Origin of the sequence: Enterobacter sp. RIT418, assembly GCF_003057745.1 — a bacterium.
In the GTDB taxonomy this organism is placed as follows: domain Bacteria; phylum Pseudomonadota; class Gammaproteobacteria; order Enterobacterales; family Enterobacteriaceae; genus Enterobacter.
The window spans coordinates 130,328-151,041 of record NZ_QBJD02000001.1 but is presented as its reverse complement, the minus strand read 5'-3'; the positions used below and the strand labels follow the sequence as shown (position 1 = coordinate 151,041).

The 20,714-nt window shown below is 53.6% G+C and carries 24 protein-coding genes and 1 tRNA gene; 11 read left to right on the top strand and 14 right to left on the bottom strand.

The features are described 5' to 3' along the window. Positions 1 to 217: 217 nt before the first annotated feature. Both DBY73_RS00720 and DBY73_RS00715 read left to right on the top strand, forming a co-directional pair. Positions 218 to 784: a cytochrome b gene (locus DBY73_RS00720; protein WP_112009323.1), complete on the top strand. Its 567-nt coding sequence runs from the start codon at positions 218 to 220 to the stop codon at positions 782 to 784. A gap of 2 nt (positions 785 to 786) precedes the next feature. Continuing rightward, complete coding sequence (locus DBY73_RS00715; RefSeq protein ID WP_112009322.1) at positions 787 to 1,365, top strand: YceI family protein; 579 nt, start codon at positions 787 to 789, stop codon at positions 1,363 to 1,365. Between the two features lie 39 nt (positions 1,366 to 1,404). Here the strand turns inward: DBY73_RS00715 and DBY73_RS00710 are convergent, their stop codons facing one another. Beyond that, the gene (locus tag DBY73_RS00710) at positions 1,405 to 2,454 is read right to left on the bottom strand and encodes a rhodanese-related sulfurtransferase (protein ID WP_112009321.1); all 1,050 of its coding nucleotides are present in this window, start codon (positions 2,452 to 2,454) and stop codon (positions 1,405 to 1,407) included. A 221-nt stretch (positions 2,455 to 2,675) separates the two neighbouring features. Between DBY73_RS00710 and DBY73_RS00705 the strand changes: the two genes are divergently transcribed. The 3 genes from DBY73_RS00705 to DBY73_RS00695 all read left to right on the top strand — a co-directional run bounded on the left by DBY73_RS00705 (position 2,676) and on the right by DBY73_RS00695 (position 5,434). Continuing rightward, positions 2,676 to 3,602: a Kdo(2)-lipid IV(A) acyltransferase gene (locus DBY73_RS00705; RefSeq protein WP_112009320.1), complete on the top strand. Its 927-nt coding sequence runs from the start codon at positions 2,676 to 2,678 to the stop codon at positions 3,600 to 3,602. 141 nt (positions 3,603 to 3,743) lie between these two features. After that, on the top strand, positions 3,744 to 4,973 hold the full coding sequence (gene mdtG, locus DBY73_RS00700; RefSeq protein ID WP_112009319.1) for a multidrug efflux MFS transporter MdtG: 1,230 nt from the start codon (positions 3,744 to 3,746) through the stop codon (positions 4,971 to 4,973). A gap of 86 nt (positions 4,974 to 5,059) precedes the next feature. After that, positions 5,060 to 5,434: a MysB family protein gene (locus DBY73_RS00695; protein ID WP_112009318.1), complete on the top strand. Its 375-nt coding sequence runs from the start codon at positions 5,060 to 5,062 to the stop codon at positions 5,432 to 5,434. Between the two features lie 6 nt (positions 5,435 to 5,440). On the opposite strand, the gene DBY73_RS00690 is transcribed toward DBY73_RS00695, so the two are convergent. The 3 genes from DBY73_RS00690 to mdoG form a co-directional block, all read right to left on the bottom strand. Further along, positions 5,441 to 5,668, bottom strand: a complete 228-nt coding sequence (locus DBY73_RS00690; RefSeq protein WP_112009317.1) for a YceK/YidQ family lipoprotein — start codon at positions 5,666 to 5,668, stop codon at positions 5,441 to 5,443. 84 nt (positions 5,669 to 5,752) lie between these two features. After that, the gene (gene mdoH / locus DBY73_RS00685; RefSeq protein WP_112009316.1) at positions 5,753 to 8,281 is read right to left on the bottom strand and encodes a glucans biosynthesis glucosyltransferase MdoH; all 2,529 of its coding nucleotides are present in this window, start codon (positions 8,279 to 8,281) and stop codon (positions 5,753 to 5,755) included. Then, on the bottom strand, positions 8,274 to 9,827 hold the full coding sequence (gene mdoG / locus DBY73_RS00680) for a glucans biosynthesis protein MdoG (RefSeq protein WP_181573184.1): 1,554 nt from the start codon (positions 9,825 to 9,827) through the stop codon (positions 8,274 to 8,276). Before mdoG ends, mdoH begins: the two co-directional genes overlap by 8 nt. Before the next feature lie 255 nt (positions 9,828 to 10,082). Between mdoG and mdoC the strand changes: the two genes are divergently transcribed. Further along, entirely contained in the window at positions 10,083 to 11,222 is a 1,140-nt protein-coding gene (gene mdoC, locus DBY73_RS00670) for a glucans biosynthesis protein MdoC (RefSeq protein WP_112009313.1), read from the top strand. A 31-nt stretch (positions 11,223 to 11,253) separates the two neighbouring features. Here the strand turns inward: mdoC and ymdB are convergent, their stop codons facing one another. The 5 genes from ymdB to csgB form a co-directional block, all read right to left on the bottom strand. Beyond that, positions 11,254 to 11,796 (bottom strand): O-acetyl-ADP-ribose deacetylase, encoded by a 543-nt coding sequence (ymdB, locus tag DBY73_RS00665; RefSeq protein WP_112009312.1) that lies wholly within the window; start codon positions 11,794 to 11,796, stop codon positions 11,254 to 11,256. 99 nt (positions 11,797 to 11,895) lie between these two features. Next, positions 11,896 to 12,216, bottom strand: coding sequence for a type 1 fimbrial protein (locus tag DBY73_RS00660; RefSeq protein ID WP_112009311.1), 321 nt, complete (start codon positions 12,214 to 12,216; stop codon positions 11,896 to 11,898). Positions 12,217 to 12,389: 173 nt separating this feature from the next. After that, the gene (csgC, locus tag DBY73_RS00655; RefSeq protein ID WP_112009310.1) at positions 12,390 to 12,713 is read right to left on the bottom strand and encodes a curli assembly chaperone CsgC; all 324 of its coding nucleotides are present in this window, start codon (positions 12,711 to 12,713) and stop codon (positions 12,390 to 12,392) included. 59 nt (positions 12,714 to 12,772) lie between these two features. Beyond that, complete coding sequence (gene csgA / locus DBY73_RS00650) at positions 12,773 to 13,225, bottom strand: curli major subunit CsgA (RefSeq protein WP_112009309.1); 453 nt, start codon at positions 13,223 to 13,225, stop codon at positions 12,773 to 12,775. A gap of 40 nt (positions 13,226 to 13,265) precedes the next feature. Next, positions 13,266 to 13,721 carry a curli minor subunit CsgB gene (gene csgB / locus DBY73_RS00645; protein ID WP_112009308.1) on the bottom strand — a complete coding sequence of 152 codons (456 nt, stop codon included), beginning with the start codon at positions 13,719 to 13,721 and terminating at the stop codon, positions 13,266 to 13,268. Positions 13,722 to 14,468: 747 nt separating this feature from the next. On the opposite strand from csgB, the gene csgD reads away from it, so the two are divergent. From csgD to csgG, 4 genes are read left to right on the top strand one after another with little or no spacing between them, the layout of a single operon-like run. After that, complete coding sequence (gene csgD / locus DBY73_RS00640; RefSeq protein ID WP_112009307.1) at positions 14,469 to 15,119, top strand: biofilm master transcriptional regulator CsgD; 651 nt, start codon at positions 14,469 to 14,471, stop codon at positions 15,117 to 15,119. Positions 15,120 to 15,123: 4 nt separating this feature from the next. After that, positions 15,124 to 15,513 (top strand): curli production assembly/transport protein CsgE, encoded by a 390-nt coding sequence (gene csgE, locus DBY73_RS00635; RefSeq protein WP_112009306.1) that lies wholly within the window; start codon positions 15,124 to 15,126, stop codon positions 15,511 to 15,513. Between the two features lie 26 nt (positions 15,514 to 15,539). Next, on the top strand, positions 15,540 to 15,956 hold the full coding sequence (csgF, locus tag DBY73_RS00630) for a curli production assembly/transport protein CsgF (protein ID WP_112009305.1): 417 nt from the start codon (positions 15,540 to 15,542) through the stop codon (positions 15,954 to 15,956). Positions 15,957 to 15,982: 26 nt separating this feature from the next. Continuing rightward, positions 15,983 to 16,816, top strand: coding sequence for a curli production assembly/transport protein CsgG (gene csgG / locus DBY73_RS00625; RefSeq protein WP_112009304.1), 834 nt, complete (start codon positions 15,983 to 15,985; stop codon positions 16,814 to 16,816). Between the two features lie 43 nt (positions 16,817 to 16,859). Here csgG and DBY73_RS00620 read toward each other — a convergent pair whose 3' ends face one another. The 4 genes from DBY73_RS00620 to ghrA form a co-directional block, all read right to left on the bottom strand. Further along, the gene (locus tag DBY73_RS00620; protein WP_146745732.1) at positions 16,860 to 17,342 is read right to left on the bottom strand and encodes a DUF1097 domain-containing protein; all 483 of its coding nucleotides are present in this window, start codon (positions 17,340 to 17,342) and stop codon (positions 16,860 to 16,862) included. 96 nt (positions 17,343 to 17,438) lie between these two features. Further along, positions 17,439 to 17,993 (bottom strand): molecular chaperone, encoded by a 555-nt coding sequence (locus tag DBY73_RS00615; RefSeq protein WP_112009302.1) that lies wholly within the window; start codon positions 17,991 to 17,993, stop codon positions 17,439 to 17,441. A 20-nt stretch (positions 17,994 to 18,013) separates the two neighbouring features. Continuing rightward, positions 18,014 to 18,751, bottom strand: coding sequence for a phosphatase (locus tag DBY73_RS00610; RefSeq protein ID WP_112009301.1), 738 nt, complete (start codon positions 18,749 to 18,751; stop codon positions 18,014 to 18,016). An 84-nt stretch (positions 18,752 to 18,835) separates the two neighbouring features. Continuing rightward, complete coding sequence (gene ghrA, locus DBY73_RS00605; protein ID WP_112009300.1) at positions 18,836 to 19,774, bottom strand: glyoxylate/hydroxypyruvate reductase GhrA; 939 nt, start codon at positions 19,772 to 19,774, stop codon at positions 18,836 to 18,838. Between the two features lie 231 nt (positions 19,775 to 20,005). Between ghrA and DBY73_RS00600 the strand changes: the two genes are divergently transcribed. Beyond that, positions 20,006 to 20,093, top strand: a tRNA-Ser gene (locus DBY73_RS00600). Between the two features lie 321 nt (positions 20,094 to 20,414). Here DBY73_RS00600 and DBY73_RS00595 read toward each other — a convergent pair. After that, complete coding sequence (locus tag DBY73_RS00595; protein ID WP_112009299.1) at positions 20,415 to 20,687, bottom strand: hypothetical protein; 273 nt, start codon at positions 20,685 to 20,687, stop codon at positions 20,415 to 20,417. Positions 20,688 to 20,714: the final 27 nt, after the last annotated feature.

Here is a 20,714-nt window from a genome sequence, read left to right as displayed (position 1 = left end):
ACCTTAATATTTACACTGATTGACATTACTTTGTAATATTTTAATTTTCAAATATCCCTCTCCCGCTAATTGCAGTAAGTTTCTGAAGTAGACATTGCGATCCCATTCAAAATAACTGAAATAAATTAATTTAATAACATTATTCTTTTATTTCAGTTGCAATATATTTTCATCCCGTTCATTTTTACTGTTCACATTTCTGAGGACGATAACCCACATGCAATTGCGTAACTCTTCCAGCCGCTATGGAATAATATCCCTGTGCCTGCACTGGATATTTGCTATTGCTGTTTATGCCATGTTTGGGCTTGGCCTGTGGATGGTGACGCTGAGCTATTATGACGGCTGGTATCACCAGGCGCCCGAACTGCATAAAAGCATCGGTATTCTGCTCATGATGGGGCTGGCGATCCGCATTATCTGGCGCCATATTTCCCCACCGCCTCCGCCGCTAAAAAGCTATAGCACATTGACGCGCCTCAGCGCGGCGGGCGCGCACATTGCCCTGTACGCCCTGCTGTTTGCCCTTTTGATCAGCGGCTATTTGATTTCCACCGCCGACGGCAAGCCGATTAGCGTCTTCGGGCTTTTCGACGTGCCGGCCACGCTGGCCGATGCGGGTGCTCAGGCGGACACCGCGGGCGTCGTCCATCTTTGGCTTGCCTGGAGCGTGGTGATCCTCTCGGTCCTGCACGGCCTCGCCGCCCTTAAACACCATTTTATTGATAAAGACGACACGCTGAAGCGCATGCTTGGCCGTTCGTCCATTGACTCTGGAGCGTAAAAATGAAAAAACACCTGCTGGCCATCGCGTTAGGTTCGCTGTTATTCACCACCGGTTCTGCCGTAGCCGCGGATTATAAAATTGATAAAGAGGGCCAGCACGCCTTCGTCAATTTCCGCATTCAGCACCTCGGCTACAGCTGGCTGTACGGCACATTTAAAGATTTCGACGGTACATTCACCTTCGATGAGAAAAACCCGGCCGCCGATAAGGTTAACGTCACGATCAATACCACCAGCGTGGATACCAACCACGCCGAGCGCGATAAGCATTTACGCAGCGCGGAATTCCTGAACGTAGCTAAATTCGCGCAGGCGACATTTACCTCTACCGAGGTGAAAAAGGACGGCGATAAGCTGGATATTACCGGTAATCTGACGCTGAACGGCGTCACAAAGCCGCTTACCCTTGACGCGAAATTAATCGGTCAGGGTGACGATCCGTGGGGAGGCAAACGCGCAGGCTTTGAGGCTTCCGGCAAAATTCACCTGAAAGATTACAACATCACGACGGATTTAGGCCCCGCGTCGCAGGACGTTGAGCTGATTATTTCCGTGGAAGGCGTTCAGCAGAAGTCATAATAATAACGCCCGGCAGCGATAAGCAGCCGGGCGCTTCGCTTACTCGGGGTCTGGAATACCGAGCTTGGTATTCAGACGGCCTCGGGATTTATTAAAGATCTTATTCCCGTTTTCACGCCCGGCGCGACGGCGACGCTGCTCTTCTTCCGGCAAAATACTCTCTTCGCTGCACAGCTCGCTGCAGCAGCCGTGATATTTCTCGGCGCAGGCTGGGCACTGAATAAACAGCAGATGACAGCCGTCGTTTTTGCAGTTGGTGTGCGTGTCGCACGGCGCGCCGCACTGGTGACACTGCGCAATAACGTCGTTGGAAATACGCTCGCCCATCCGTTCGTCAAAGACAAAGTTCTTGCCGATAAAACGCACCGGCAGCCCCTGCTCGCGGGCGCGGCGGGCGTACTCTATGATCCCACCCTCGATGTGCCAGACTTTGTTAAAGCCGTTGTGCTTCATCCATGCGCTGGCTTTTTCGCAGCGGATCCCGCCCGTACAGTACATAACGATTTTTTTATCTTTGTGCTCCTGCATCATCTCGACCGCTTTCGGAAGCTGCTCGCGGAAGGTATCCGCAGGAATTTCCATCGCGTTCTCAAAATGCCCCACCTCGTATTCGTAGTGGTTACGCATATCGATGAATACCGCATCGGGATCGTCGAGCATTGCGTTAACCTCTGCGGCCTTGAGGTATTCGCCCACGTCGCCCGCATTGAAGCTCGGATCGTCAATACCGTCGGCAACAATACGCTCGCGCACCTTCATGCGCAGCACCCAGAAGGATTTACCGTCGTCATCGAGGGCAATATTCAGGCGCAAATCCCTGAGCGCCGGATCGAAGCCGTATAAGAGATCGCGGAAAGCCTCTACTTTACTTTCAGGCACGCTGATCTGCGCATTGATGCCTTCGCGCGCCAGATAGACGCGGCCAAACACGTTCAGCGTCGTGAAGGCCTGGTAAAGCGCATCGCGGGTGGCCTGGGGGTCATTGATGGTGAAATACTTATAGAATGAGATGGTGGTGCGCGGCTCGGTTTCCGCCAACATGCGCGCCTTTAGCATCTCATTCGATACGCGGTTGTGTAACACTGGCATGGTGTACAAGTCCTGCAATCGTTGGTGAGAAAGGAAAAACGGTCGGCATCATATAGCAAACAATAACAATTTACATCCACACAATTTACGCTACATTTCATCAGCCTGATTAATCAGGATTAACATTTGCGGCATTTGCACACCTTTCGAGGACAGACATTTTGGCTATGCCCCAAAAAATGAGACAATAGCTAATCAGGACGTTAGAACACAGGAAAGACATGACCCAGTTACCCAAATTTACTGCCGCCCTTTTGCACCCTCGCTACTGGATGACCTGGATTGGCATTGGCTTATTATGGCTTATTGTACAACTCCCCTATCCCGTCATTTTTCGCCTGGGTAAAGCTTTGGGTCGTATTGCCCGGCCGTTCATGAAACGCCGCGCGCGCATTGCGTATCGCAACCTTGAGCTTTGCTTCCCGCAGATGAGCGCAGCGGAGCGCCACGACACGGTGGTAAAGAATTTTGAGTCCGTTGGCATGGGGCTGATGGAGACGGGAATGGCCTGGTTCTGGACCGATAAGCGCATGGCGCGCTGGACGGAAGTCGCCGGCACGGGCATGGCGCCCGTGCATACCCTCCAGGCGAACCAAACCGGCGTTCTGCTGATCGGCGTGCATTTTCTGACGCTTGAAATTGGCGCCCGCATGTTCGGCATGCAGGCTCCCGGTATTGGCGTTTACCGTCCTAACGACAACCCGGTTATCGACCTGGTGCAGACCAACGGCCGCATGCGCTCGAATAAAAGCATGATCGACCGAAAGGATCTGAAGGGCATGATCCGCGCCCTGAAAGCGGGTGAGGTGGTCTGGTATGCCCCTGACCACGATTACGGCCCGCAGGCCAGCGTGTTTGTGCCGTTTTTCGCCGTCGAAGACGCTGCGACCACCTCCGGAACGTGGATGCTCGCGCGCATGTCCAAAGCGGCCATCGTTCCCTTCGTTCCGCGCCGCAAGCCGGACGGTTCCGGCTATCAGCTGATTATGCTGGAGCCGGAGATGTCGCCGCCGCTGGACGATGCTGAAACCACCGCCCGGTGGATGAACGGCATTGTGGAACAATGCATTATGCTCGCTCCTGAACAGTATATGTGGTTGCACCGCCGCTTCAAAACCCGCCCTGAGGGCGTCCCTTCTCGCTACTGATCCCCCGTGCGGCCGCGCAGGCCGCACGCTGTTTTAGCTTTAAAAGCTCCCCATGATTGCGGCATTCATAACCCAGGCGCATAATTAGCAGGCTTATTACTTCTCTCATCATGGTGCTCTGCACCTCTTATGCGGATAGTTATGTCACCCTCAGATGCCCCCATAAACTGGAAACGCAATCTCACCGTTGCCTGGCTCGGCTGTTTTCTCACCGGCGCGGCGTTTAGCCTGGTGATGCCCTTCCTGCCGCTATACGTTGAGCAGCTTGGCGTAACGGGCCACAGCGAGCTGAACATGTGGTCCGGCCTGGTCTTCAGCATCACCTTCCTTTTCTCCGCCATCGCGTCACCCTTCTGGGGAAGCCTGGCCGACCGCAAAGGACGTAAAATCATGCTGCTGCGCTCGGCGCTGGGCATGTCGATTATCATGGTGCTGATGGGGCTGGCGCAGAACGTCTGGCAGTTTCTGATTCTGCGCGCGCTGCTGGGCCTGCTCGGCGGCTTTATCCCTAACGCCAACGCGCTTATCGCCACCCAGATCCCCCGCCATAAAAGCGGCTGGGCGCTGGGTACGCTTTCCACGGGGGCGGTGAGCGGCGCGCTGCTGGGCCCGCTGGCGGGGGGACTGCTGGCTGACAGCTACGGCCTGCGTCCGGTCTTTTTCATTACCGCCAGCGTGCTGTTTCTGTGCTTCATCGTCACCCTGCTGTGCATCCGCGAGAATTTCACGCCCGTTGCCAAAAAAGAGATGCTGCATGCGCGGGAGGTGCTGGCGTCGCTGAAAAACCCAAAACTGGTGTTAAGCCTGTTCGTGACCACGCTCATTATCCAGGTCGCGACCGGTTCAATCGCGCCGATCCTCACGCTTTACGTCCGCGATTTGGCGGGCAACGTCAGCAATATCGCCTTCATCAGCGGGATGATTGCCTCCGTTCCGGGCGTAGCGGCGCTGTTGAGCGCGCCGCGCCTTGGGAAGCTGGGCGATCGCATTGGCCCTGAAAAGATCTTAATCTGCGCGCTGGCGATCTCCGTTATGCTGCTGATCCCCATGTCGATGGTGCAAACGCCGTGGCAGCTTGGCGTGCTGCGCTTTCTGCTGGGGGCGGCCGACGGCGCGCTGCTCCCCGCGGTGCAGACCCTGCTGGTGTACAACTCCACCAATCAAATTGCCGGGCGAATTTTCAGCTATAACCAATCCTTCCGCGATATCGGCAACGTCACCGGCCCGCTGCTGGGGGCTAGCGTATCCGCCAGCTTCGGTTTCCGCACCGTCTTCATCGTGACGGCCGGGGTGGTGCTGTTCAACGCCTTGTACTCCTGGCTAACCTTAACCCGGGTCTCCAGGTCTGCGCCAAACAGGACAAACGCCTGACGGCTTATTTTCGCATTCATACTTGCAAAACCGGATAATCAGCTATTCTTTCCCTGAATACCTTCTGGAAAAACAGGGAGACACCAATGACCATGTACGCCACGCTGGAAGAAGCAATTGATGCCGCTCGTGAGGAGTTCCTTGCCGATAATCCTGGCGTAGAGGAAGAAGACGCCAACGTGCAGCAGCTCAATATTCAAAAATACGTTCTGCAGGACGGCGATATTATGTGGCAGGCCGAATTTTTCGCTGACGAAGGCGAGGACGGAGAATGCCTGCCGATACAGAGCGGTGAAGGTGCGCAGGCCGTATTTGACGGCGATTATGATGAAATTGAATTGCGCCAGGAGTGGCTTGAAGAAAATACTCTCCACGAATGGGATGAGGGTGAGTTTCAGCTCGAACCGCCGCTGGATACTGAAGAAGGTCAAACCGCTGCGGATGAGTGGGACGAGCGTTAAGTGTTATTACTCGTAAGGACCATGGCTGGCGTCAATGGGCAGCAATAGCGTGTCGAATATCAGCGAAAACGGCAGATCGAGCACCGTTAAATAGCGCCATTTTGAATCGCGAACGTCCCATTTCACGCCCGGGTAGTATTGATTGCCGTGGCCTTGCCCGGGGATGGTCCGGCTAATGATGCTGCCGCAGCCGCTGAGCAGGCAGGCCATCAGGACAACGATGATTATTCTCATTTCGTACCTCTAAAAAAATACCGGCTTCACAGCCGGTATTTTATTTGGCGGATGGCGCTTTGCTTACTCGCCCTATTTAACAGCTTACTTCGCCTTCAGTGCGAGCGGATTAAGCTTCACGTCTTTGTAGTAATTCACCCACGAAGAGTATTTCTCCGGCGCGGACCATACGCGGTAGTGAAGGCGCGCCATTGTTACCGGATCGCTCAGCAGGACCAGACGGCGGTCGCGGTTCAGCTTCTCCGGCGTTTCGTTCAGCGCCTGCTCAACGTGGCGATCGCGGGCGATCTCCAGCACCTGGCTCGCGCGGTGACGCGCCGTAGCCATGGCCGTTGCCAGCGCGTTGAATGACGGGTTAAACACGGCGTGCATAAAGCCATCATCCAGCGAGCGGCTGCGGTTCATCTCAAGATACGTGTCGGTATCCACAAGCACCTTCGGCGGAGAATACTCTTCCGGGATCAGGAACAGCTTCCAGCGCTTGGTGCGCAGCCCAACCGTTGAGCGGCTTGAGATAACGGACACAAACGGCGACAGGATCAGGGAGAAGACGATCGGCGCCAGCCAGAACAGGAAGCGCAGATCCAGCCACGCCATACCGGCGGCCCATACCAGACCCAGCAGCAGCTGAGAGCCGTGACGCATGAAGGCTTCACTCCACGGCGTGGAGTCATCGTCACGCTGCGGCGAGTTCCAGACCACTTCCCAGCCCAGGAATGCGCTGACCACAAACACGGTGTGGAACAGCATGCGCACCGGAGCCAGCAGCACCGAGAAGAGCACTTCAAGCAGCAGCGAGAGCGTGACGCGGCAGAACCCGCCGTACTCTTTCGAGCCTTTGCACCAGATCAGGATGATGCTGAGCAGCTTCGGCAGGAACAGCAGCACCATGGTTGAGGCAAATAGCGCAATCGCCAGCTCGGGACGCCACTGCGGCCACACCGGGAACAGCTGGCGCGGCTGCAGGAAGTATTGCGGTTCCGTGAGGGCGTGCACAACCTGTAGCGCCGTAGAAAGCGCGAGGAACATAAACCACAGCGGCGCGGAGAGATAGGACATCACGCCCGTCAGGAACACCGCGCGGTGCACCGGGTGCATCCCTTTCACCAGGAACAGGCGGAAGTTCATCAGGTTACCGTGACACCAGCGGCGGTCGCGCTTGAGCTCGTCGAGCAGGTTCGGCGGCAGCTCTTCATAAGAGCCAGGCAGGTCGTAGGCAATCCAGACGCCCCACCCTGCGCGACGCATCAGCGCAGCTTCCACGAAGTCATGCGACAGAATAGACCCGGCAAAAGAGCCTTCACCCGGCAGCGGCGCGAGCGCACAGTGCTCAATAAACGGTTTTACGCGGATAATGGCGTTGTGGCCCCAGTAGTGGGATTCACCCAGCTGCCAGAAGTGCAGACCTGCGGTAAACAGCGGCCCGTAGACGCGCGTCGCGAACTGCTGGCAGCGCGCGTAGAGCGTGTCCATACCGGATGCTTTTGGCGAAGACTGGATAATACCGGCGTTCGGGTTGGCTTCCATCAGGCGCACGAGGCCAGATAAGCACTCGCCGCTCATCACCGAGTCAGCGTCCAGCACTACCATGTAGCTGTACTGGTTACCCCAGCGACGGCAGAAGTCATCAATGTTACCGCTTTTACGCTTCACGCGACGGCGACGACGGCGGTAGAAAATCTGCCCTTCGCCCTGCACTTCTGCAATCAGCTCCATCCAGGCCTTTTGTTCGGCCACGCAGATATCCGGGTTGTAGCTGTCGCTCAGGATATAGACATCGAAATGCTCCGCGTTACCGGTCGCCTTAACGGACTCCCAGGTTGCGCGCAGCCCCGCAAACACGCGGTCAACGTCTTCGTTACAGATAGGCATAATCAGCGCGGTGCGGTGCTCAGGATTCAGAGGTTCATCTCCGACCGTCGACGCTGAAATGCTGTATTTGTCACGCCCCATCAGCAGCTGCAGGAAGCCCATCAGCGCGGTCCAGAAACCGGCGGAAACCCAGCAGAAAAGGACGGCAAACAGCAGAAGGATGCCGCTTTGCAGAATATACGGCAGCAGCTGCATGAAGGAGACCCAGATATCCTGGCCGACCATATCGGCAGGATTGATCAGCGCCCAGCCCTGATACGGTAAAATGGTCTTCATGTACCACGTCGCCACCACCGTCTGCGCCAGCGTGAGCAGCAGCAGCGTGTAGCGGCGAATCGTGCCCACGGTACGCCATTTCTGTTCAGAGGCTTGCTCTTCTTTCGTCAGCCGCGACAGATAGCGCGGCGTAACGTCACGCCCGCGCAGGCGATCCCAGAAACGACCCACCGGGTTGGTGCGCCACGGGTCGGGGAACATGGAAGAACGCGTCGCTTTCGGCATCGCCTGGAGCTGGTCACGCCCTTCATCGTCCTTAATCAGTTGCCCCTCGCCCAGCGAGTCTGGCCACGTACGCTCCAGACGACGCTTCACTGACCCGAGCGGCGTATCATCATCGCGAGTAAACTGATGATGTTCACCATCCAGCGCGGTATGCACCGCGCGGATATCGCTCTTAGGCAGCGCCGCTTTTTCAATATCCGTCAGCGGCAGGGCATCAATATATTCAGATGTATTATTCATTGGCAGGTAGCTGATAGCTCCAGGTTTCACTCAGCGGCTGATCGTTACTGACCAGCGCAGCGCGCATCTCTGTGGTCTGTTTCGGATCTTTCACTTTCACGCGCAGGGTTAAACGCCACCCTTTGGTTACTGGATTGTAACGCACGCTGTTTTCAACAATTTCACCATTGTCACCAATGCTGGCCTGCGCAGCGACGGCGGTATCCGGAGCCAGTTTTTTCATATCCTGGCCGGTGAAGTCCACCACGAACGCAATCGTCCCATCCGGCTGGCGAATAAGATTAGATTGCTTCACATCACCGGTGGAACGGCGCGTTTGCATCACATACGCATTGTCCGGGGCATGCAGCTTGTCTTCGTCACGGGTGAAGGTGATGGTGTACTTAAAGTTCATCTCTTTACCGGCTTCCGGAAGCTGGTCCGGCGTCCAGTAGGCAACGATGTTGTCGTTCGTTTCATCGTTGGTTGGGATCTCAACCAGCTCTACCTTGCCTTTGCCCCAGTCACCTTTTGGCGTAACCCACGCGCCAGGGCGCAGATCGTAACGATCGTCCAGATCCTCAAAGCGTGAGAACTGGCGGCCGCGCTGCAGCAGGCCGAAGCCCTGCGGGTTTTCCATCGCGTAGCTGCTGACGGCCAAATGTTTCGGGTTATTCAGCGGACGCCAGATCCACTCACCGTTGCCGGCATGAATGGAGAGACCGTTAGAATCATGCAGTTCCGGGCGGAAGTTGGTTGCCGGAGAAGGCTGGTTCGGCCCGAACAGGAACATACTGGTCAACGGCGCAACGCCCAGTTTGCCCACCTTATCGCGCAGGTAAACCTTAGACTGCACGTCTACCACCGTGTCGCGGCCAGGCATCACGACGAAGCGATAGGCGCCCGTCGCACGCGGGGAGTCCAGCAGTGCGTAAATGGTCAGACGTTTATCCGTTGGTTTTGGACGCTCAATCCAGAACTCGCGGAAACGAGGGAACTCTTCACCTGATGGCAGCGCGGTATCAATGGCGAGACCACGCGCAGAAAGCCCGTACACCTGCCCCGCGCCGATCACGCGGAAGTAGCTGGCACCGAGCATGCTGACGATTTCGTCGTTTTTATCTTTGCTGTTGATAGGGTAAAGCACCTTAAAGCCTGCGAAGCCGAGGTCTTTAACCGTGTCTTTGTCGTGCTGGACATCGCCAAAGTTGAAATAGTCCGGGTTGTACTTAATTTTACGCACCGCGGTGGCCGTCACTTCATTGATAGCGACCGGGGTATCGAAGTACATCCCTTGATGGTAAAACTCAAGTTTGAACGGGGTCTTAATATTGTTCCAGTAAGCTTTGTCGTGATTAAACTGGATCTGCTGATAATCCGCATATTTCATGTCGCGGAAAACGGAGGGCAAGTTACTTTTTGGCGCTTCGTAGCTCTTACCTGCCATCGACTTCGCCTGTTTTGCGACGTCATCGATACTGAAGGACCAAGCTGATGAGGCATACAGGGATAACAACACTGCAGCACCCAACCAACGCATTTTCATCATTTGTGGTTTATGTTTCATAATAAGTAAGCACTTCCCCCTTTGTGTGCTTATATCGATCCGATCCATTTTAATGGAAACTCAGGCAATCCGACAACATTATCACTGCTTTGTTCATCTCGCTGGCTCAGGGATTAAGCAAATGAAAGAACCCGCTTTTCACTTTGCGTGCTTATCCTGGAGACAGGGTGTCGGTCTTGGTGTAGGGTTGGCTCCGAATGTAACCATTATGAGTCTTAGGGATAAGACGAAAAGTCTGAGAATGCGCAAAGTTATATGACCACAACCCCTGTACAACGTGAATATTTTCTTGATTCGATCCGCGCATGGCTAATGCTGCTGGGGATCCCCTTTCATATTTCACTGATTTATTCCAGCCACACCTGGCACGTGAATAGCGCGATGCCCTCCTGGTGGCTCACGCTGTTTAATGACTTTATCCACGCCTTCCGCATGCAGGTGTTTTTTGTCATTTCCGGCTACTTTTCCTACATGCTGTTTTTGCGCTATCCCATGAAGAAGTGGTGGAAGGTGCGCGTCGAGCGCGTCGGCATTCCAATGCTGACGGCGATCCCGCTGCTGACGCTGCCCCAGTTCATCATGCTGCAGTATGTAAAAGGAAAAGCGGAAAACTGGCCGAACCTGTCGCTTTATGAAAAATACAATACGCTGGCCTGGGAGCTGATCTCTCACCTGTGGTTCCTGCTGGTGCTGGTCGTGCTGACGACGGTGAGCCTGGTGATATTCAGCCGCCTGCGCCGCCACCTGAGCGAGAGCTCCAACAGTTTCTTCGCCACTGTCACGTTAGGCAAACTGTCGCTGTTGTTTTTGGTATTCGGCATCGTTTACGCGGCAATCAGACGAACCTTGTTTGTCGTCTATCCGCCGATACTGAGCGACGGGCTGTTCAACTTTGTGGTCATGCAAACCCTGTTCTATATCCCTTTCTTCACGATCGGCGCGCTGGCGTTTGTCTATCCGCAGCTTAAATCGCTCTTTACCACTCCTTCACGCGGCTGTGCCGTGGGTGCAGCCGTCGCGTTTGCGGCCTATCTGCTTAATCAGAAATACGGCAGCGGCGATGCCTGGATGTATGAAACCGAGAGCGTGATAACGATGCTGCTTGGCCTGTGGATGGTCAACGTGGTGTTCGCGCTGGGCCACCGTCTGCTGAACTTCAAGTCCGCACGCGTGACCTACTTCGTCAATGCGTCGCTGTTTATCTACCTCGTACACCATCCCCTGACGCTGTTTTTTGGGGCTTACATCACGCCGCATATTGCGTCCAACACGCTGGGGTTCTTTACCGGGCTGGTGTTCGTCATTGGGCTGGCGCTGGTGCTATACGAAATCCATCTCAGAATTCCTTTGCTGCGTTTCCTCTTCTCAGGGAAACCGCAGGTAAAAGCGAGTTAAAAAAAGGCGCCTGCGGGCGCCTTTTTTAAAATCAAACATCAAACTCCGTCTCTCGCTCCCGCAGGCGCTGCTGATAGAGCTGCGCCGTTTCTTCATCGAAGCAAACGAAGGTCACCTCTTCCGGCATCGGCTTTAGGGAAAGATAGCGGTAAACGGTATCTACCGCGATGGCCGCTGCCGCCGCTTTGGGATAGCCATACACGCCGGTGCTAATAGCCGGAAACGCCATCGATTTATAGCCGTTATCGGCAGCAAGGCGCAGGCAGTTGCGGTAAGCATCTTCCAGCGTTCGCGCTTCATCGCGCTCCCCGCCGTGCCATACGGGCCCGACGGTATGAATGACCGCTTTTGCCGGAAGATCGCCGGCAATCGTGATCACCGCGTGGCCGGGCGCGCATTCGCCCTGCTGCTGACGCACTGTTTTACACGCTTCGAGTAGCTGTGGGCCGGCCGCACGATGAATGGCGCCGTCAACGCCGCCCCCGCCCATCAGCGAAGGGTTGGCTGCGTTCACAATCACGTCACCCGCGAACGTGGTGATGTCGCCGCGGACAATGTCTATTTTAGGTTTCATATCTCCCCCTACTACCCACCTGATAGATCAGTGTATAGCAGAGGGATTTCATTGAAAAAGGATTTGAAACGTCCCCCGCCACGGGCGAAGGTACGAACCTTAGCGATAATTCACGAGAACGACAGCTAATTTTTTCTGCTGGTCGAGATATTTCATACTGACCTCCACCGCGCTGGAGGGTGACTGATGGCCGTTCAGCACATCGCGATAGTTGATCGTCTGCGTTTGCATACGTCCGTTGTGAGGACAGGTTAAATCAAATTGCTGGTGCTGAGAGGTAATGACACACGGATCTTCGACGATCATTCCGCGAAAATGGATAACGCCGCCCTGCGCCTCGGAGGCAGCCATGGCAGGCGTTAACGACAGGGAACAGAGTAAGGTAAAGCCTGAAAGGAATCGTGAAAAGGACGTAGCCATAATAATCTCCTCAATGAGTCATTCATCCTTGAGGGGGGAAGCCTTCCTGTGTGAAGCCTATACGTCACTCTGATCCAGCGCGGTTTTATGTGCCGCTAGTTTGAGCATAGTAACAACTTCCGAAGACCGCCATCCCTTTCAACATATTGATTTTATGTATATTTATATGACCATCACTCGGAGGGCGGCCATTGCTGTGTTAAATTCAGCGACTGCCCGTCAGAAACGGTAACAATAAGTGTCACCGAATCCGTGGGTTCAATATTGACGCTGAGTCGTGAGAGATCTATCGGCCGATTGGCGGGGATACTTAAATTATTTCGCTGCACGGAGGTACTTTCGCCCCCCTGCCCTTTCCGCACAAAGCGCATCTGCACCTGACACTGGCAGGGCTGCGTTAACGTCACCTGAGGAATGACGGTTGTCATTGCACCGTCCCGTGAGGTTTTGAAGGTGATTTGGCTGGACAGTGCGGCAAGGAGTATGAGGGTTTGCATGATGGCCTCCCGAAAAAAAACAGGGCATGCGCCCTGTTTTCCGTAAGACAAAATCTGAACTAGTACTGATGCGCCGTCGCGTTGTTGCCGAAACCAACCTGGTGCACGGTAACCGTTGATCCGGACGCCGTCTGATCGACCGCCGCGCCGTTGCCGCCGCCGAACTGTTTAACATTGATGATCGAGTCTTTGCTGTTCCACTGATCGATGGTTGCGCTATTACCAAAGCCTTTCTGGAGCAGATCGATGCTGCTTTCATCAGAGCCTTGTCCGACGTCTGCGCCGTTACCGCCGCCGTGCTGGGTAATGGTCAGATCAGATTTTTTAGCATCGGTTTGCAAGGCAACAGCTGAGTTACCGCCACCGTACTGGTAAATGCTCAGGGTTGACTCAGGGCCGTTATTACCGCCGCCCCAGCCACCGCCGCCACCACCAAATTGTGGTACCGCACCAGCGAAAGCACTGCCAGAAACTACGATTGCTGCAATTGCTGCTACTTTGAAAAGTTTCATGGTAAACCCCCATCGGATTGATTTAAGCCGTCACACTGCGTCAGCGCTGAATAACGCGAACCGCCATTTGCGACTGTCTCTGTACTACAACTGCTGTTTTTTGCGTACCGTACTGCGTAATATTTGCTCTATTACCCGACCCTTTTTGGATAATCATTGCCGTATTACCAAAAGCCTCTTGTTTAATACTCGCATCATTGCCGTAACCAGACTGATCGATATAAGCAAGATTATAAGTCCCTGATTGATCAACTCTCGCTCTGTTGCTAACACCATCCTGTGAAACAACGGACAGTAATTTAGAACCCTCCTGGCGCACGTTGGCATTATTACCCGTACCTCGCTGCCCAATAATAGCCGCCTGATTATATGAAGACTGACTTAGTTCATTAACCGCAAAGTTATATTCAGAATTCGCTAAATCTGAACCCGTTGCGGTTACTACGCCAGGCGCTCCCAGTAATGTAAACATCATAAATAACGTTCTGTTTTTCATGTTGTCACCTGGACCTGGTTATTCATCATAATGGTTCGAGTTAAGTTATCGCGATTCGTTTTTTGTTAACGCTGCGTTACGGTGAAGAGTATGTCTACCGAAACAATTTAAATATCTCACCCACGAGACCTATTTTTATTATTGTTTTCACCCCAAAGCATTAATTTAAGAAAAATTCGCTGAAAGCAGCGCAGGTTAAGTTCGCCTAAAACAATGAGATGTACTGGATCATCTTCAAAACCACTCCGTGCGGCATAGTGAGGCGTGCGCCCAACAGTCTGAAGTGCCGCATTCTGCAACTCGCGTGACACAAGGCGCGTTTTCTTAAGATGTAAATACAATCGGCGTGGCGCTCAGTTTTTACCGTTCACTCATACCTTAGCGCCTTAGAAATTAATTAAATCAAAATCATATTTATCAATAAATTACTATAATTTGTATGATTTTTAAAATGTGTGCAAGGCTATTTACCTGTACAACTTTTTCATTAATTATAATTTTAATAACGACCTGATATTAACAATTTAATATTGAATTTTACATTCTGTTACATCATTAACACTTGCTTTAAAGTTCGTAATAGCTAGATTGAAAACAGCAGTACGTTATTTCTTTAAATTACCTGTCCCCCATGGGGCATGGTTTGATTCTACACACAGCAGTCTCATATCTGTCAGTACTTCTGGTGTCCTTTCTTATTTACGAAGGGATAGCTGCCAGGTGCCATAAATAAAGTGGGGTTTCATCATGTTTAATGAAGTCCATAGTTTACATGGTCATACATTACTGTTGATCACCAAGCCATCTTTACAAGCAACAGCATTATTGCAGCATTTAAAACAATCGCTTTCCGTTAATGGGAAACTGCATAATATTCAACGATCTTGTGACGATATTGTGCCTGGAAGTATCGTTCTGCTTGACATGATGGAAGCGGATAAAAAGCTCATCCATTACTGGCAAGATAACTTAAGCAGGAAAAACAATAATATCAGACTGTTATTATTGAATACACCTGATGAATATCCTTACAGAGATATTGAAAGCTGGCCGCATATCAATGGTGTTTTTTACGTTACTGAAGAAGAAAACCGCGTTGTTGAGGGGCTGCAGGGCATTTTGCGAGGAGAATGCTATTTCTCGCAAAAGCTTGCCAGCTATCTCATCACCCACTCAGGAAATTATCGTTATAACAGTTCGGAATCCGCGCTGCTTACGCACCGCGAAAAGGAGATCCTGAACAAGCTGCGGATTGGAGCTTCGAATATTGAGATTGCCCGTTCGTTATTTATCAGCGAAAACACGGTTAAAACGCACCTTTATAACCTTTTCAAGAAAATAGCGGTTAAAAACCGAACTCAGGCGGTCTCATGGGCAAACGACAACCTCAGGCGTTAACGGTATGAAACGCACGTTGAGTTGGATTACCGCAGCGGGCTTTCTGCTTGCTGCCGGGCACCTCCAGGCGGTGGAAGTTGAGGTTCCCGGATTGTTAACTGACCATACCGTCTCATCTATCGGGCACGATTTTTACCGCGCATTCAGCGATAACTGGGAAAGTGAATACCCTGGAAATTTAACAATCAACGAACGGCCCAGCGCACGATGGGGAAGCTGGATAACGATAACAGCCAATCAGGATGTTATTTACCAGACCTTTCTCTTTCCAACCAAAAGAGACTTCGACAAGAACGTCGCTTTTGCGCTGGCAAAAACAGAAGAGGCTATTAACCGCCTGCAGCTCGATAAAGCGCTCCTGAGCACGGGTGATTTAGCAAAAGATGAGTTCTAGCAACGATACCAATTTTGGAGGCTGTAATGCGTCTCGCACACACGGTGATTTCGTTAATGCTCATTGCGCCGCTAAGCTGGGCCGGGAATATGACGTTCCAGTTCCGCAACCCGAATTTTGGCGGCAACCCAAATAACGGGGCATTCATGCTTAACGAAGCTCAGGCACAAAATTCCTATAAAGACCCCAGCTATGACGACAATTTCGGCATCGAAACGCCGTCAGCGCTGGATAATTTTACTCAGGCCATTCAGTCGCAAATATTAGGTGGCTTATTAACCAACATCAATACGGGTAAACCCGGCCGCATGGTGACTAACGACTTTATCGTCGATATCGCCAACAAAGATGGGCAGCTTCAGTTAAACGTGACGGACCGAAAAACCGGGAAGACATCAACCATCCAGGTTTCGGGACTGCAGTCTAACTCAACTGACTTCTAGTCGACGTCGAAATAAGGACAATCATCATGCAGCGCTTATTGATTCTTGTTGCAGTGTGCTTATTGAGCGGTTGTTTAACCGCTCCTCCCAAAGAAGCCGCTAAGCCAACGTTAATGCCTCGGGCACAAAGCTACCGTGATTTAACCCATCTGCCGATACCCACCGGGAAGATATTCGTCTCGGTATATAACATCCAGGACGAGACGGGACAGTTTAAACCCTACCCGGCAAGCAACTTCTCGACCGCCGTACCGCAAAGCGCCACCGCAATGCTGGTCACCGCGCTGAAGGATTCGCGCTGGTTTATCCCTCTGGAACGCCAGGGCCTGCAAAACCTGCTGAACGAGCGAAAAATCATTCGCGCCGCTCAGGAGAATGGTACGGTTGGGGTGAATAACCGCACGCCGCTCCAGTCCCTCACCGCGGCCAATATTATGGTGGAAGGTTCTATCATCGGCTACGAAAGCAACGTGAAGTCCGGTGGTGCGGGTGCCCGCTACTTCGGTATCGGCGCGGATACGCAGTATCAGCTCGATCAGATTGCTGTGAACCTGCGGGTGGTCAACGTCAGCACGGGTGAAATTTTGTCCTCGGTGAATACCAGCAAAACCATCCTCTCTTACGAGGTGCAGGCGGGCGTGTTCCGCTTCATCGACTACCAGCGCCTGCTGGAGGGTGAAATCGGGTATACCTCTAACGAACCGGTGATGCTGTGCCTGATGTCCGCCATCGAAACGGGGGTTATTTTCCTGATTAACGACGGTATCGATCGCGGGCTCTGGGATCTGCAGAATAAGAGTGACGTGAAGAATGACGTGCTGGTGAAGTACCGCGAAATGTCGGTGCCGCCGGAGTCCTGACGGAACGCGCGCAGAAAAAAGGCGAGAATATTCTCGCCTTTTTTTATTCACTCACCGTTGTGGTGGTTCCCGCTTTCTCACGGCGTGCGGCCAGCCAGAGTCCGCTGTTCTTCATGGCATAGCCAAATACCAGCCCCAGCGCCAGCGAAGGGACAACCAGCTTCCAGTCGCCCTGCCCCGCAAAGGTGGCGCACGCCCCGATAAAGGTTCCCGGCACGAATGAGAGCAGAAGGTGTTTTGCCTGAATACACATTAAAAAGGCAACCACGCCGGTCATCGCGTATCCCAGGATCTCAAGATGCGGAGCCAGCGCGCTGCCTTTCATAATCACCAGCGCCCAGATCACCCCGCTCATCAGCGTGCAGCCTGAAATAAAGAAACCCCTGATGCCGCCCTGAGGACAGGCGAAGTAGGCCGTGCAGCCGAGAAAACCGGCCCAGCTTAATAATCCCAGCGAGACAGCCACCCATCCCCAAAGCCCGGAGAGAATGCCCGTCGTGAGTGCAATGCAAAGTAGTATGTTCATGGCGCGCATCTTAGCAGAAGCGCGCCATAGAAATGAGAGGTGAAGCACACTTTATGAACGATGAAATGTATCGTTGCAGGAATTTTGAGACTTAAATCACTCTTCGTTCTCTTCTTCCAGCTCGTCCCACATGGCCGCTATCGCATCGCGCGTCAGGGGGGCCAGCGTTCTCCAGAATGGCGAGGTCGCATGGGCTTCCACTTTGCCGAGGAAAGTCCCGCACCACGGCAGCAGGTACTCTTCGAACAGGGTTTCGATAGCTGCATTTTCATCGTCTCCCGAGTTGTCTTCAATCCAGGAAGCCGCCAGCAGCAGCGTGCCGATATGATCGGCCGGAGCATCCGTCAGCGGCATTCCGCGTTCGGAGAGAAATGCGCGCACTTCAGCTTCCGTGGTGCCTTCCTGCCAGGCGGAGCGGTATGGCGATACGCGACACTCTTCGCCCACGAACAAGGCGTTGTAATCCGTTGAAATCTGCTGCATATCACAGCTCTTTTTCAGCCTTTCCAGCAAATCATCCTGCTCCAGCGGCCAGTTCTGCGCCAGCTTCCCTTCGCGGATCAGGGTAAAGAGCGGAACCAGCAGCGGGTCCTGCGGCTGACGATAGTAAAGCGTACCCAGCACGCGGCAGAGGATGGAAAACTCATTCATTTTATTATTCCATTACACAATTAAAGGTCGGCAAATTCATCAATCGGCGTCATGCCGCGTGATTCAAGAAAATCGAGCATCCGGCGCGGCGTGACGTTTAAAATCTTCTCCTCCGGGAACCCCACGTCGTCCAGCACCTTTCGGCATTCGCCAAAATCGCCCAGCGTGAAGGCGGTGTGCGAATCCGAGCCCAGCGCCACCATACCGCCGGCGTCGCGAACGGCAGCCGCCACCGCGCGGCAGTTCGCCTCGCTGCCGATGCGCGAGTGGGTAAAGGAGGAGTTGTTAATTTCAAGCGCCACGCGATGTTTGGCTGCCGCTTCGGCAACCGCCTGGATATCGATGGGGAATTTCGGGTTTCCAGGATGGCTAATGATGTGAACATTGCCGCTGGCGATGGTCGCGATCATCGCCTTCGTGTTCGTTTCCCGATCCTGCGGGGCAAACACGGGCTCGTGGAAACCGGCGATAATCAGATCGAGCGAGGTCAGCATCGGGCCGGTACAGTCAATTTCACCGTCGGTGTTTTTGATGTTCGCCTCAATGCCGCGCAGAATACCGACGCCGTCAACGAGACGCGGCCAGACGCGCATATTCACAAAATGCCAGTAGTGCGGCGCATCCGCCATGTCGGGACCGTGATCGGTTATGGCAAAGAGCGTAATGCCCTTGCGTTTAGCCTGCGCGATGTAGTCATGAAGGGTGCTGTACGCGTGGGTGCTGGCGACGGTGTGCATATGCAGGTCAACGGGATACATCTTCCTCTCCTCGTGATTTTTTTCAAAGGATAGCAGTAATCAGCGGCGAATATTAGCAAAAACCCGGCAAACGCCGGGTTTCTCTCAGTAGCCGCGCTGTCTGTCGACCTGCCCGGTCACCGCATCGCCCTTCTCTATCCCGCGGATGGTGCGTGAGATAAACGCCACGGCTTCTGCCGGGCGCGTCACGGCCGCCACGTGTGGCGTCATCGCCACGCGCGGGTGCGTCCAGAGCGGGCTGTCGGCAGGCAGCGGCTCTTTGCCGTATACGTCCAGCATGGCGCCCTTAAGCCTGCCAGCGTCCAGCGCCTGCAGTAAATCCTCCTCAACCAGATGTACGCCGCGCGCAAGGTTCATGACGTAGCTTTGGTCAGCAAGCTGGTTAAGAAGCTGAGCGTTAATAATCCCCACCGTCTCCGCCGTATTGGGCAGCAAATTAATTAACACGCGGGTGCCTTTGAGGAACGCCGGGAGTTCATCCGCTCCCGCAAAGCTTTCTACGCCGGGATAATCTTTACGGCTGCGGCTCCAGCAGCGCAGCGGGAACCCCCACGGAGCAAGCGCCTGCGCCACTTTCGATCCCAGCACGCCCGCGCCGAGGATGCCAATCGTAAAATCTTCACGCTGATAATCCGGCAGCGGCTCCCAGCGGGACTGCAGCTTAAGCGCCTGATAATCGTCAAAGCGTCGGAACCAGTGCAACACCTGGCTTACGGCATACTCCTGCATTTGCTCGCCCATGCCGGTATCTTCCAGGCGGAACAGGGGGATATTTTCGGGCAGCATTTCGGGGTGCACCTTCAGCTTGCTGAGGATAGAGTCCACGCCTGCCCCGAGGGCAAAAACGGCCTTCAGCTTTCGGCCCTGCAGCATCTCGACGGGAGGATGCCAGACCAGCGCATAGTCGGCATGTTCATTGTCGCCCTGCTTCCATTCGCGCACGCGAGCGCCAGGTAGCGCAGCTGAAAGCGCCTTAATCCAGTAAGACGTATCAAAAGTGGGGTGATAGAAGAGAATATCCATAGTCATTCCTGCCTTTTATTGCGCTGTTTTGTTTTCATTTTCAACTGGATTGCCAGCATATCAAAATTATGGGCGAACCGGTTGCTGATAAAAAAAGCGCTTTCAGCACATTTAGGAATCAGGTTGTTTGAAGTTTGTCTAAATGCGCTGATTTACTGAAAAAGTGAGTTGACGGCGCTTCGGCTTTTCCTTACATTAGCGCCCGTCCCAGCAACAATGGGATGACAATATGGTGAGGTGTCCGAGTGGCTGAAGGAGCACGCCTGGAAAGTGTGTATACGGCAACGTATCGGGGGTTCGAATCCCCCCCTCACCGCCATATTTAAGATAAGAGCTCGTACGAAAGTACGGGCTTTTTTCGTTTATGTTCTCCGAAAAGGGGGGATGAGAAGCCCCGACCGGGGTTCGACAACGGGCGTCAGCCCGTTGGACAGACTGAGAGCAACGCGAACAGGCTGCCCGTAGGGTGAGCGCAGCGAGTCAATCCCCCCCTCACCGCCATATTTAAAGAAGAGCTCGCATGAAAATGCGGGCTTTTTTTTTCGCATGTCGCACGTCTGCGGGGGATGAGAACCTGATACTCCCTGCGCTCTTTATGCCAGGTGGCGTAGCGCCACCTGACATCAAAAAGGTGTTCGACCTAGTGATGATCATCATGCTGATGTTCAATCACCATTCCCTCGGCAACGCTGGCAATATGCCGGGCGCGTGGATGATAAACCGGCGCCGGAGCCGCGGCAGGTGCGACATACGCGGCTTGAGGTACGGCAGTAGAAATTGCGCCCGTGACCGTTTCTGAAGAAGGAACAACCACGACCTTGTAGCCGCTGGGAACATCGACCGTAACAGGCTGCGCCATCGCCGTTCCGGCGCATGCCGCCATCATCACCAGTGAAATCAGTAATTTCTTCATTAAATATCCCCTTTAAAAAGAGGCGTT

What these genes read in the sequence shown, in the direction of transcription:
- DBY73_RS00720 (WP_112009323.1), top strand. Translation starts at nt 218, where the DNA reads ATGCAATTGCGTAACTCTTCCAGCCGCTATGGAATAATATCCCTGTGC.
- DBY73_RS00715 (WP_112009322.1), top strand. Translation starts at nt 787, where the DNA reads ATGAAAAAACACCTGCTGGCCATCGCGTTAGGTTCGCTGTTATTCACC.
- DBY73_RS00710 (WP_112009321.1), bottom strand. Translation starts at nt 2,454, where the DNA reads ATGCCAGTGTTACACAACCGCGTATCGAATGAGATGCTAAAGGCGCGC.
- DBY73_RS00705 (WP_112009320.1), top strand. Translation starts at nt 2,676, where the DNA reads ATGACCCAGTTACCCAAATTTACTGCCGCCCTTTTGCACCCTCGCTAC.
- mdtG (WP_112009319.1), top strand. Translation starts at nt 3,744, where the DNA reads ATGTCACCCTCAGATGCCCCCATAAACTGGAAACGCAATCTCACCGTT.
- DBY73_RS00695 (WP_112009318.1), top strand. Translation starts at nt 5,060, where the DNA reads ATGACCATGTACGCCACGCTGGAAGAAGCAATTGATGCCGCTCGTGAG.
- DBY73_RS00690 (WP_112009317.1), bottom strand. Translation starts at nt 5,668, where the DNA reads ATGAGAATAATCATCGTTGTCCTGATGGCCTGCCTGCTCAGCGGCTGC.
- mdoH (WP_112009316.1), bottom strand. Translation starts at nt 8,281, where the DNA reads ATGAATAATACATCTGAATATATTGATGCCCTGCCGCTGACGGATATT.
- mdoG (WP_181573184.1), bottom strand. Translation starts at nt 9,827, where the DNA reads ATGAAACATAAACCACAAATGATGAAAATGCGTTGGTTGGGTGCTGCA.
- mdoC (WP_112009313.1), top strand. Translation starts at nt 10,083, where the DNA reads ATGACCACAACCCCTGTACAACGTGAATATTTTCTTGATTCGATCCGC.
- ymdB (WP_112009312.1), bottom strand. Translation starts at nt 11,796, where the DNA reads ATGAAACCTAAAATAGACATTGTCCGCGGCGACATCACCACGTTCGCG.
- DBY73_RS00660 (WP_112009311.1), bottom strand. Translation starts at nt 12,216, where the DNA reads ATGGCTACGTCCTTTTCACGATTCCTTTCAGGCTTTACCTTACTCTGT.
- csgC (WP_112009310.1), bottom strand. Translation starts at nt 12,713, where the DNA reads ATGCAAACCCTCATACTCCTTGCCGCACTGTCCAGCCAAATCACCTTC.
- csgA (WP_112009309.1), bottom strand. Translation starts at nt 13,225, where the DNA reads ATGAAACTTTTCAAAGTAGCAGCAATTGCAGCAATCGTAGTTTCTGGC.
- csgB (WP_112009308.1), bottom strand. Translation starts at nt 13,721, where the DNA reads ATGAAAAACAGAACGTTATTTATGATGTTTACATTACTGGGAGCGCCT.
- csgD (WP_112009307.1), top strand. Translation starts at nt 14,469, where the DNA reads ATGTTTAATGAAGTCCATAGTTTACATGGTCATACATTACTGTTGATC.
- csgE (WP_112009306.1), top strand. Translation starts at nt 15,124, where the DNA reads ATGAAACGCACGTTGAGTTGGATTACCGCAGCGGGCTTTCTGCTTGCT.
- csgF (WP_112009305.1), top strand. Translation starts at nt 15,540, where the DNA reads ATGCGTCTCGCACACACGGTGATTTCGTTAATGCTCATTGCGCCGCTA.
- csgG (WP_112009304.1), top strand. Translation starts at nt 15,983, where the DNA reads ATGCAGCGCTTATTGATTCTTGTTGCAGTGTGCTTATTGAGCGGTTGT.
- DBY73_RS00620 (WP_146745732.1), bottom strand. Translation starts at nt 17,342, where the DNA reads ATGAACATACTACTTTGCATTGCACTCACGACGGGCATTCTCTCCGGG.
- DBY73_RS00615 (WP_112009302.1), bottom strand. Translation starts at nt 17,993, where the DNA reads ATGAATGAGTTTTCCATCCTCTGCCGCGTGCTGGGTACGCTTTACTAT.
- DBY73_RS00610 (WP_112009301.1), bottom strand. Translation starts at nt 18,751, where the DNA reads ATGTATCCCGTTGACCTGCATATGCACACCGTCGCCAGCACCCACGCG.
- ghrA (WP_112009300.1), bottom strand. Translation starts at nt 19,774, where the DNA reads ATGGATATTCTCTTCTATCACCCCACTTTTGATACGTCTTACTGGATT.
- DBY73_RS00595 (WP_112009299.1), bottom strand. Translation starts at nt 20,687, where the DNA reads ATGAAGAAATTACTGATTTCACTGGTGATGATGGCGGCATGCGCCGGA.